At 35.4% G+C, this 12,714-nt stretch carries 6 protein-coding genes; 4 read left to right on the plus strand and 2 right to left on the minus strand.

What is annotated here, in order from left to right; genetic code table 11:
- Positions 1–59 precede the first annotated feature (59 nt).
- On the minus strand, positions 60–1,601 hold the full coding sequence (locus tag R2Q59_RS03485) for an alpha-N-arabinofuranosidase (protein WP_316783680.1): 1,542 nt from the start codon (positions 1,599–1,601) through the stop codon (positions 60–62).
- Between the two features lie 2 nt (positions 1,602–1,603).
- Positions 1,604–3,607: an alpha-L-arabinofuranosidase C-terminal domain-containing protein gene (locus tag R2Q59_RS03490; RefSeq protein WP_316783682.1), complete on the minus strand. Its 2,004-nt coding sequence runs from the start codon at positions 3,605–3,607 to the stop codon at positions 1,604–1,606.
- Positions 3,608–3,864: 257 nt separating this feature from the next.
- Between R2Q59_RS03490 and R2Q59_RS03495 the strand changes: the two genes are divergently transcribed.
- The 4 genes from R2Q59_RS03495 (at position 3,865) to R2Q59_RS03510 (ending at position 12,612) form a co-directional block, all read left to right on the plus strand.
- Complete coding sequence (locus R2Q59_RS03495; protein WP_316783684.1) at positions 3,865–5,808, plus strand: rhamnogalacturonan lyase; 1,944 nt, start codon at positions 3,865–3,867, stop codon at positions 5,806–5,808.
- Positions 5,809–6,141: 333 nt separating this feature from the next.
- Positions 6,142–8,574, plus strand: coding sequence for a hypothetical protein (locus R2Q59_RS03500; protein ID WP_316783686.1), 2,433 nt, complete (start codon positions 6,142–6,144; stop codon positions 8,572–8,574).
- Between the two features lies 1 nt (position 8,575).
- The gene (locus R2Q59_RS03505; protein WP_316783688.1) at positions 8,576–10,999 is read left to right on the plus strand and encodes a hypothetical protein; all 2,424 of its coding nucleotides are present in this window, start codon (positions 8,576–8,578) and stop codon (positions 10,997–10,999) included.
- Positions 11,000–11,001: 2 nt separating this feature from the next.
- Positions 11,002–12,612, plus strand: a complete 1,611-nt coding sequence (locus tag R2Q59_RS03510) for an arylsulfatase (RefSeq protein WP_316783690.1) — start codon at positions 11,002–11,004, stop codon at positions 12,610–12,612.
- Positions 12,613–12,714: the final 102 nt, after the last annotated feature.

Consider the following 12,714-nt stretch of genomic DNA (forward strand, 5'->3'; position numbering starts at 1 on the left):
CGTTGGCGAGGACGCTAACGTTTAAATTCCCTTTGTTGGCGTCCCCACCAACAATTTATTTAATTTTTTAACTCTAAAACAACAACAGATTGGGCTGGTAATTCTACAGAAAGTTTATTGCCATTTTTCTTTGCACCATTAAATTTCACAATGTGGATTTTATTAGGCTCATTGAAAGTATTGATATCTGTAATTTTTGCAGAGGTTAATATTTGTCCAGTTACGGTTTTCCAGTTTAAACCATCTAATGCTGTGTTTAAAGTGATTTTTTGATGTGGATTTAGGTTAACCAATGAAATGTGAATTGCACCTGTTGCATCCTGTGATGCAGAAATATTTAACGCTGGAATTTTTTTATCACCCATTAAGTAATCAGGACTTACAAAATCTATCGGTAAATACTTAGCATCCTGATGAACTTTATATAAATCGAAAATGTGATAAGTAGGGGTTAAAATCATCTTATTTTTTTCGGTTAAAACCAAAGCTTGTAAAACATTTACCGTTTGTGCCAAGTTTGCCATTCTAACCCTATCAGAGTGGTTATTGAAAATATTCAACGTTGTGCCAGCAATTAAGGCATCGCGTAAGCTATTCTGTTGGTATAAAAAACCAGGGTTTGTGCCAGGCTCAACGTCTGTCCATATTCCCCATTCATCAACAACCAATGCTACCCTTTTCTTCGGGTCATATTTATCCATAACAGCTGAGTGTTTAGTAACCAGCTCTTCCATTTTTAGGCAGTTTTGCATGGTGCTAAAATATTGACTTTCATCAAACGCAGTTGCAGAACCTTTAGCATTCCATTTTCCTGTTGGTAATGTATAATGATGTAGTGTTAATCCCCACATTCTGGCACCTATGTTTTTCATACAGGTTTCTGTCCAGTTGTAATCGTCAGAATTAGCACCAGCGGCGATTTTCTTCAAAGGTGCACCAGCGTAATCACGAGCATAGGTAGCGTATCTTCTGTATAAATCTGAATAATATTGTGGCGTCATGTTACCCCCGCAACCCCAGCTTTCATTTCCAACACCCCAAAAAGCCACTTTCCAAGGTTTTTCTCTACCATTTTCCTTACGAATGGCAGTCATCGGACTCACGCCATCAAAGTTCAAATACTCCACCCATTTTGCCATTTCCTCTACTGTTCCACTGCCCACATTACCAGCAATGTAAGGTTCAGTTTGGAGCATTTCGCAAAGCTCTAAAAACTCATGTGTACCAAAGCTATTGTCTTCTACAACGCCACCCCAATTGGTATTAACCATTTTTGGGCGTAAGTTTCTTGGCCCAATTCCATCTCGCCAATGGTATTCGTCTGCAAAACATCCACCTGGCCAACGCAAATTTGGAATTTTGATTTTCTTTAAGGCATCAACAATGTCTAACCTAATTCTTCCTTTGTTTGGGATGGTCGAATTTTCATCAACCCAAAAACCATCATAAATACAACGACCCAAATGCTCAGAAAAATGACCGTAAATGTGTTTACTTATAACTTGTTCAGTAGCAGGTTTAATGGTTAAAATTGTTTCTGTTTGAGCTTTTAAGACAAAAGAGCAGCAAATTATTGCAAGAGAGAAAAGTGTTTTCTTCATTTTTAAGAGTTGAAAGGTATTCTGATAACGTTAAATGAATATGGCTTTAAAACCAAGTTTAATTTTTTTCCTTTTAAGGAAATATCTATTCTTTTTGGACCAACTGCTTGAGGAGCATCAAATGAGTTCAATTGGTTTAAGTTGCTGTTTTCCAGTTCATCAATAAATCCTTTTGATTTTATTTTCTTCTTGCCATCAAGTGCCAAATCAATGGTTTGCGTTTGATTGGCTGTATTTGCAATTTTAATGATCAACTCATTTGTGGTTTTATCTGTAACTGCAGAAGCGTATAAACCATCTTGTCCGATGATGTTTTTTGCATCATTTGTAATAGAAACCACATCTGTTCCTTTATTGGTAGAAAATAATTTTTGAACGTAATAATCTGGTGTGCCGTAAACTTTTAAATTATCAACCCAAATCATGTCAGGTGCCCACTGCCAAGCATCTACATGAGCAAAAAGAGGGGCATAGGATGCCATTTGAACTATATCTGCATTGCGTTCTAAGCCAGTCATTAAAGCTGCTGCCGCCAATGCGCTTTCCCAATTATTTCTATTGCTTCCAATGATTTTTGAATCTGCGTGTACCGCGTATTCTCCTACAAAAACCTTCGATTCATTTCTTGGATAACTATCATAACGACCAGCATTTTTTAAAAACCAATCTGCAGGTTTGTAATAATGTTCGTCAATAAAATCTGCGTTTGCAGTTCTCAATGCAGTGTTTAGCAATTCAAATCTATCGCCCTCTGGACCAGTACCAGAACTGTTGATTAACTTAATTTCTGGATATTTTGCCTTAATTGCTTTAGTGAAAATTGCTAAACGCTCTAAGTATTGTGGTCCCCAGTTTTCATTTCCAATGCCCAACATTTTTAAATTAAATGGTTTAGGATGCCCTAATTCGGCTCTTTTTTTACCCCATTTGGTGTTGATATCGCCATTGGCAAACTCAATTAAATCTAATGCATCTTGTACATAAGGGTCTAATTCATCTAAAGCGGCAACTTCGCCAGTGTTAAATTGGCAAGCCATTCCGCAGTTTAAAATTGGCAAGGCATCCGAGCCAATATCTTCGGCTAACTGGAAATATTCAAAAAAGCCTAATCCAAAACTTTGGTAGTAATCTGGCGCAGGGCGATGAGCAAACTCTACATTCCATCTATTCATTAACATTTTACGGCTTTCGATAGGACCGATGGTGTTTTTCCATTGATACCTATTGGCTAGGTCGGTTCCTTCAACAATACATCCCCCTGGGAAACGAATAAACCCTGGTTTCATGTCTGCTAACATTTGAACCATGTCTGCTCTTAAACCTTGTGGCCTATTTTTCCAGGTATCTTCAGGAAATAAAGAAATCATATCTAAATCTATATTGCCCTTGCCTTGAAAAATGATAGAGAACTTCGCTTTTGGGTCTGTTTCGGTTGCTGTAATACTGGCCGATTGTTTTTGCCAATTGTTGCCTGTTTGCAAAGGTGTTAAGGTAGTTTGTGCTATTACTTTATTGTTTGCGGCTTTTAACAATAGAACCATTTTTACGCCAGGAATTGGTTGGCGATACATCATCGAGAAATCATAACGCAGGCCTTTTTTTACACCAATTCCTTTAAAACCTTCGTTAATTAATTCGAAATCGTCTGTCTGTCTTTGAACTTGTAAATACCTTGGGTTGGCTTCATTTACTTCCTTGCGATTAACAACCAAAACTTCTCCTTCTTTTTGCCTGTTCCTATGAATTGACCAACCCATTAAAGGTTTAATAAATTCGAACGACCTATTTTTAATTAACTCCGCGTAAATTCCTCCGTCTGCACCAAAATTAATGTCCTCAAAAAAGACACCCCACATGTTAGATTCTACTTTGGCTATTGATTTATCTGTTTTAACAATAAAGGTTTTTGCTACTTGCGCAAAAGATTGATTGGAAAACCCTAATCCGATTGTGGAATAAGCCAGCATTAAGCATAATACTCGCTTGTTAAGCAGATTTAATTTCATAAAGTTTAATATTTGGATGGTTCTAAATTGTAAAAGTAAAATATTTCAGATAATAAACGTCATTTGTACGATTATTATTTTCGAATAATTTTTTTGATGGAAATATGCGGCTGAAAAAGATGTTAAGGACATAATTACTAGGTTTTACGAAAAATACAATCTGTAACTTTTATGATAGAACAGGATGAAGCAGGACGATAAAAACTTGATTAGTAATTAAGTTCGTTAATTTAAATTACCAACCAAATATAAATGCCATGAGATTTTTAAGAGCTAGTTCCTTAGCCATAAATTGTAAATATTTTGTTTTGTTCACCGCCTTATTTATTACTTCTATATTCAATTCGTTTGCCCAAAAACAAATTGAGCATTTAGATAGGGGATTAATAGGAATAAAGAACAATTCAAACCATTTATTTTTAAGCTGGAGATTATTGGTGAATGATAATGTGGATGTTTCATTTGATATTTACAGACAAAGCTTAGGTAAGAGTTTGATTAAACTGAACAAAAAACCAATTTCTAAAACCACATTTTTTATTGATAGCACTGTTAATTTTTCTTTAACGAATAGTTGGATGGTTAAAGTGAGTGCCAAACAAACGGACGAATCAGGTGCAACTTTTAAAACAGCTGCCAATGCTGATGTAAAACCTTACTTTTCTATTCCGATTGAAGCTCCCGCTGATGGAGAAATTGAAGGTTCTAAATTTACTTATAGTGCCAACGATGCAAGTGTTGCAGATTTAGATGGTGATGGCAGTTATGAAATCATCTTAAAATGGGAACCTTCAAATGCTAAAAATCCTCCTCAAACAGGTTTTACAGGCAATCAAATTATAGATGCTTATACTTTGGCAGGTAAGTTATTGTGGCGAATAGATTTAGGTAAAAACATACGTTCAGGAGCCGCTTATACCCAATTTTTGGTTTACGATTTTAATGGAGATGGCAAAGCCGAAATGATTACTAAAACAGCTGATGGTACAATTGACGGCGATGGTAAGGTAATTGGAGATGCAAACAAAGATTTGAGATCTTACGATAAGAAATCTGGCACTTATGGCAAAATTGTTGAAGGTCCAGAGTATTTAACGGTGTTTGATGGTAAAAGCGGTGCTGCTTTAAGCACGGTAGATTTTATTCCAAATCGTTACCCATTAGATGGTTGGGGAGGAACAGGAGGTAATGGTGGTAATGATAATACGGGTGGTAGACCAGATAGATTTACAGCAGGTGTAGCTTATTTAGATGGCAAAACTCCAAGTGCATTTTTTGTTCGTGGCTGGTATGGCAGAACAGTAATTGCAGCTTGGGATTGGAAAAATGGGAAGCTAAGTAGTAAATGGGTTTTCGATTCGAAGGATAGAAAAAACCCATATTCTGGAATGGCAAATCACAGTGTCAGCATAGCTGATGTAGATAATGATGGTAAAGATGAAATCTGCGTTGGTGCAATGATTGTTGATGATGACGGAAAAGGATTATTTACTACAGGTTTTGGGCATGGTGATGCTTTACACGTTGCAAAAATGAATCCTGAGCATGAAGATGTTTATGTTTTTGGTGTACATGAAATAGAAGATTCGCTTAAAACACCAGTTCGTCCGGGTGTAGCTTTGTATAGTGCCAAAACAGGCAAACCTTATTTTACCTTAGCTCGAAACATTGATGTTGGTAGAGGTGTGGCTGCTGATATTGACCCTACACATTTAGGTTTCGAGAATTGGGGTGGTCCAGGTGGGTTAAGAGATTTGAATGGAAAAACCATAAGTGAGGAAACGCCTAACTCTGCCAACTTTGTAGTTTGGTGGGATGGAGATTTAACAAGAGAGCTTTTAGACAAAAACAGAATTGATAAGTGGGATTGGAAGAATAAAAAAACTGTTAACCTATTTACAGCCATAGGTGCTACCTCAAATAATGGTACAAAAGCTACGCCTGCGCTCAGTGCAGATTTGTTTGGAGATTGGCGTGAAGAAGTGATTTGGCGAACTCCAGATAATAAAGAATTGCGGATTTATTCTACAACTATCCCTACTAATTATCGTTTTACAACTTTAATGCAAGACCCACAGTATAGAGCAGCGATTGCTGGAGAAAACGTAGGGTATAATCAACCCCCACATCCTGGTTTCTATTTGGGTGAAGGAATGCGTAAACCAACAAAAGCCAACGTGTTAATTGTACCCTTAAAATAAAAGTAATAACCTTATTACAAAATTGATACTGCTAAATATCCATCAGCTTATGCATTGTATTATAACACAGGATGGAACAGGATGCGATTGAGTGTCGAACTATTTAAATTGGCAATGTCATTAAGTGCCTCTTATCCGCTTAGTGGAAATATCTAACCAAATTTATCCCTTATGCGTACCCGTAACTTTTTGTTGTGTGTAATACTGACTGGTTTCAGTCTAAAAGCTTTTGCCCAAAAGACAGACGCATTAAACCTTTTGGTAAACGTACCTGTCAAAATAGCCAACCAAAAAAGTAGTTGCTTAAACCCATAAAACTATAAATCATTCCCTATGAAAACGTTAAGAGCTGTTACTTTCATTTTTCTATCTCTCATTTCGGGTCAAATATTAGGTCAACAGAAAACTACCGCTGCCGCAGATGATAAGGGTTCTTTTAAGCTATTTTTTGAAAAAGCCTATGTGCAAACAGACAGAGCATATTATAGTAGTGGAGAAGATGTTTGGTTTAGTGCTTATTTGGTAAATGGAAAAAGCACCAGTTTAACGAGTACCAGTAATAATTTGTATGTTGAATTGATTAACTCAAAAGCTCAACTAATTGATAGTAAGTTGATAAGAATGAATGGAGGTTTGGGGAATGGAGATTTTAAACTAAAAGATACACTTCAAACTGGATGGTATACTATTAGATCCTATACCAATTGGATGCGCAACTTTGGGAATGATTTTGTGTTTCAGAAGAAGATATATGTAAACAATACAACGATTGTAAAATTAAATAATGCATCAGGAACAGCAACTGGAAAAGCAGATAATTTGGTTTCAGTTACTTCAAAAAAGACAATTACATTTTTTCCAGAAGGAGGTTCGTTAGTGGAAGGCTTAACCTCGATTGTTGCTTTTAAAACCAATGATGAAATTGGTAATGCTTTAAAAGCCAAGGGAAGTGTAATTTCATCAAAAGGAGATACAATAACCACTTTCCAAAGTACAGAAGCTGGAATGGGGATTTTTGCCTTTACCCCAATGGCAGATGAAAAATACAAAGTTGAAGGATTCTATGGTACAGAGAAATTCACATCGGCTTTGCCTGTTGCAATTAAGAAAGGATTTTCAATTCATTTAACTACAGATTCAGCCAGTATAAAGGCTTCAATCAGTACAAATGAAGCATCTTTCAGTGAACTTCAGGGTAAACCTATTTCGATTGTAATTAAACATGCTGGAGATAATATCTATACTGGTTCAATCACCTTAACAAAAACTAGTGCGTCGGTAACTATTCCAACCAAGGATTTACCTACTGGAATTGCCGTTTTAACTTTGCTAGACCATTTGGGGAGACCACAATGTGAACGTTTGGTTTATATCCAGTCGGCTAATAAAATAAATTTAACCATTAATCCTGATAAGCCAAATTATGCAGCAAGGGAAAAAGTAACGTTGAATGTTAAGGCAACAAATAGTCTTGGTGCTCCTATAAAAACAAATCTTTCACTCGCGGTTGTGGATGGTATCATTCCACCTGATGCCAACAACATTGTTAGTTATTTAACACTTCAATCTGAATTAAAGGGAGAGATTAAAAATGCCGACCAATATTTTGATCCTCAAAATGCTGGAAGATTTAAGCAATTGGATTTATTACTGTTAACACAAGGTTGGAGGGAATATTTGTGGCGTAAACTAGCAGATTCGAGCATTAAAATAAGTGAGATGCCAGAACCTGGTATCACCATCAGAGGCTCGGTTAGAGAAAAAATAGCTAATAAACCAATGCCTAATATGAACATTACGCTGTTCGGTTCGGGTTTTGTAGGCAATAAAATTTATACTACTAAAACAGATGCTAACGGGCGCTATTTTCTCGATGGCTTAAATTGGTCGGGAAATCAAGCTATAAAACTTTCCTCTCAAGATAATAAGGGAAAAAAGGGAGGTTGGCTACAAATAGATTCTGTATCTAAACCATTTCCTTTAAACCTAAAAAAGTTAAATCCATTCGAAATACCAACCAACTTAAACGCTGAGGTTAGTACAAGAATGGCATACAATCGTAAGTTTAAAATAGGCGACTCAATCATGTTAGATGAGGTGAAAATTGTAGCGGGTAGAAAGCAAACCGTACAATTATTCGATGAAACCCTAAGCACATTTGGATATCCTGATCAGGTTTTTAATATTACAGCAGCAGATTATAGTTATAAAAGTTTGGAACATTATTTATTGACCTATGCAAAAGGTAGTTATGCTGTTGATGCCACAGATTCATTAGGTAATGAGGGTATAGCATTTTTATCTGCTGGAAAAAAAGTAAGTCCTAGTATTATAATTAATCAAAGAGAAGATCTTCAAAATCGCACGGACTATTACAGTTTAACAATGGATCAGATTGATAAAATTGTTGTTAAACATCTATTGGGCCAGGCATCAGGAGGTAAATTTCCTGATAGGTATCTTATTTATTTAACCTTAAAAGAAAGTGCCTTTCGTGGGCCTAATTTGGATCTTTTAAATGTTAACTTAAATGGTTATTATAATGACAGAGCATTTTATTCGCCAAATTATGTTTCAAAAGCACCACCTGTAAAAGATTTAAGAACAACTGTGTTTTGGGCGCCATTGCTAAAAACTAATGCAAACGGTGAAGTGAGTGTATCATTCTTTAATTCAGATAATAAAGGATATATGAATATAACAACCAATGGAATAACCGAACAAGGATCGCCAATAACCAATAAAACAAGTTATAAAGTTCAATAATATGAAAAATAGATGCACCCCATACATATTGCTATTGATTGTGTTTTCTCTCTTTGTTGGGCGGATTTCAGCTCAGCAAAAAAAAGAACCTGCTAATACAGATGTGAAGACAATGAAATTGTTTTTCGAGAAAACCTATTTACATACAGATAGAAATTATTACAGTAGTGGAGAGGATATTTGGTTTAGCGCATATTTAGTAAATGGAAAAAGTACAAGCTTAACCAATACAAGTAATAATTTATATGTAGAACTGATTGATCCAAATGCTGAACTAATAGAGCGAAAATTAATTAGAATGGATGCCGGATTAGGTAATGGAGATTTTAAACTTAAAGATACACTTCAATCTGGTTGGTACAATATTAGGGCTTATACTAATTGGATGCACAACTTCGGTAACGATTTTGTTTTTCAAAAAAAGATATTTATAACTAATACTATTAATGATAAGGATGTCAAAGTCACCAAAAAACCTACTAAGAAAGCAGAAAATGTTAATATAACCTCTCCCAAAAAAACGATTACATTTTTCCCCGAAGGAGGTTCTTTAGTAGAAGGTGTAAATTCAATAGTAGCATTTAAAACAAACGACGAATTTGGAGAGGGCTTAAAAGCGAAAGGAAGTATCATATCATCTAAAGGAGATACAATAACCACTTTCCAAAGTACAGAAACTGGAATGGGAATTTTTGCATTTGCACCAGTGGCTAATGAAAATTATAAAGTTGAATGGTCTTATAATTCTGAAAAACTGGTTACAGCTTTACCTTCGATACTCAAAAAAGGTTTTACTATCCACTTAACAACAGATTCTGCAGCATTAAAAGCTTCAATTAGTACAAATGAAATAACATTTAATGAGTTGTTAAACAAGCAAATTACCATAATCATTAAGCATGCTGGAGATAATGTTTATACAGGAAGTGTTGATTTAACAAAACCAACGGTATCAGTAACTATTCCAACGAAAGAATTACCAGCAGGACTTGCTTCTTTAACTTTACTTGATCAATTAGGCAGACCTCAGTGTGAGCGTTTAGTTTACATACAGTCTGCCAATAGGGTAAATTTTACTATTCATCCTGATAAAACAATTTATAAACCGAAGGAAAAAGTTTCTCTTAAAATAAATGCAACAAACCAAATTGGTCAGCCTGTTAAAGCAAATTTATCACTTGCAGTTGTTGACGGGATTGTACCGAGTGATGAAAGTAATATTATAAGTTATTTAATGTTGCAGTCTGAAATTAAAGGTGATATAAAAAATGCGGCCCAATACTTCGATACCCAAAATCCAGCAAGATTTAAACAGTTAGATTTATTGCTATTAACACAAGGCTGGAGAGAATATTTATGGCGTAAACTTGCAGACACAAGTATTAAAATAAGTTATATGCCAGAACCAGGTATAACAATTCACGGTTCCGTTAGGGAGAAATTAGGTAATAAACCATTACCTGAAATGAACATTACCCTATTTGCGCCTGAATTTAAGGGTGATAAAGTCTACTTCACAAAAACAGATGCAGCCGGACGTTATTATTTAGATGGTTTAAATTGGTATGGAAATAAAGCTATAAAACTTTCGTCGAGGAATAATAAAAATGAAAAAAAAGGATGGTTACAAATTGATTCACTGTTTAAGCCAATTCCTATCAATATCAAAAATTTTAGCCCATTTGCAGTTTCAGCTACTATAAGTGATGAAATTGTAAAAAGGTCAACCTACAATCGTAAGTACAAATTAGGTGACTCGATTATGTTGGATGAGGTGAAAATTGTTCAGAAAAAGAAGGAAAGAGTTTATTTGTTCGATGAAACGCTATCTACATTTGGTTACCCAGACCAAGTTTTTAATATTACTGCAGCAGATTATGATTTTAAAAGCTTAGAACATTATTTATTAACTAATGTAAATGGTGCAAGACCTGCGCCATTAGATGATAGTGTAGCTAATTCAGGAGTGATATTTCCAAGGTCAGGTAGGCCAAGAATTATTGTAAATAATAGACAAGATATACAAGATAGGTTAGATTATTATGAACTAACCATGAACCAAATTACTAAAATAGTAATTAAGCGACTAATTAATAATAATGGGGATGATGTTTACGTGATGTATCTTGACTTAAAACCAGAGGCATTATTAGGGCCAAATCTTGATATTTTAAATATTAATCTAAATGGCTATTACACAGCTAAAACATTTTATTCCCCCAATTATACCTCCAATAATTCGTCTACTTTTAGAGACTTGAGAACAACAGTTTTTTGGGCACCCTTGCTCAAAACAAACGAAAAGGGCGAAGCAACGGTGTCGTTTCATAATTCTGATAATAAAAGCAGTTTGGTTATTAAGGTAGATGGAATTACGGAAAAGGGTGAGGCTATAACTAGTAAATCATCTTATAAGGTTCAATAATTATGAATATTAAAATACTTTCATTCTTATTTTTGAGTTCCTTTTTTATTGCTTCAATTCAATTAAATGCACAAGTAAAAAAGAAACCTAACATCATTGTTATTCTGGCCGATGATATGGGTTATGCTGATATTGGCTGTTTTGGCTCAGAAACTAAAACCCCAAACCTTGATGAGATGGCCGCCAAGGGATTAAAAATGACACAATTTTACAATGCTTCAAGGTGTTGCCCCACACGGGCATCTTTGCTCACAGGGCTTTATCAGCATCAAGCTGGAGTTGGGGATATGATGAATACAAGGAAAGAACCAGCATATCAAGGTTACTTGAACAAAAATTGTGTAACCATAGCCGAAGCATTAAAACCTTATGGCTATACTACTTTAATGGCAGGCAAATGGCACGTTGGTCAGGCGCCAGAAAATTGGCCAGTTAAAAGAGGTTTCGACCATTATTTTGGTTTAATTGATGGCGCAGGTAGTTATTTCGGTCCTTATCCTTATCGCCCAAAACAAAAATTAACCATTGCTTTGGATGATAAGGAGTATGTGCCTGGTAAAGACTATTACTCTACTAATGCCTACACAGATTATGCACTGAAATTTATTGATGATAATAGTAAAACTAAAAAACCTTTCTTTTTATATCTAGCGTACCAAGCGCCACATTGGCCGTTGCAGGCTTTGCCAAAAGACATTGCCAAATACAAAGGCAAATACATGCAGGGTTGGGATAAACTGCGTGAAACTCGTTTTAAAAAGATGCAAGAAATGGGCATCATTCCTAAAAACATCAAATTATCTCCAAGAGACAGCAATTTGCCAGAATGGAACTCGCTATCACAAGAAGAAAAGATCAATTGGGATGATAAGATGGCAGTTTATGCAGCAATGCTAGATTGTATGGATCAAAATATTGGTAGGATTAGAAAAAAACTAAAAGACCTTGGAGAGGATAAAAATACAGTGTTTATGTTCCTTTCTGACAATGGTGCAAGTAACGAAACCATTAATCCGAATGGTTTTTTACCTGATATTTTTCAAAGTAGCAAAAAGTTAGCAAGTGATCCAACTTCCTTTACAGCTTATGGTTTTGAAGGTGCAAATGTGAGCAATACCCCATTTAGGTTGTTTAAACATTGGGAATATGAAGGTGGTACGGCAACTCCATTTATCGCCTATGGACCAAACCTTGTAAAACCTGGCATTACTTCTCATCAACCTGGGCACATTATAGATGTCATGACCACTTGTTTAAATCTTGCGGGTGCAAAATATCCGTCCATTTATAAAGACCAGCAAATTAAACAAACCGCAGGAGTAAATCTTGTGCCATTATTTAAGGGACAAAAATGGGTTGGTCATGATGCGTTATTTTTCGAACATGAAGGTAATCGTGCAGTTAGGCAAGGCGATTGGAAATTGGTTTCGAACTATCCTGATAACGAATGGCATTTATTTAATATGGTAAATGATAGAACAGAGTTGAACGATTTAAGTAAATCTCAACCTAAAAAAGTACAAGAATTAATTACGCTTTATAATAATTGGGCAGAAAAATCTGATGTAATTTCATTTGAAAAACTAGCTACTAAAAAAGGAGAAGGATATTGAGGGAATAAATAGGATTTTGAGAATTGTCATCCTGAGCGTAGTCGAAGGATAAATTTAGGGTCTTCGACTACGCTCAGACTGACAGTTAATCATACAGGACTG

Source organism: Pedobacter frigiditerrae (genome assembly GCF_032678705.1).
In the GTDB taxonomy this organism is placed as follows: domain Bacteria; phylum Bacteroidota; class Bacteroidia; order Sphingobacteriales; family Sphingobacteriaceae; genus Pedobacter; species Pedobacter frigiditerrae_A.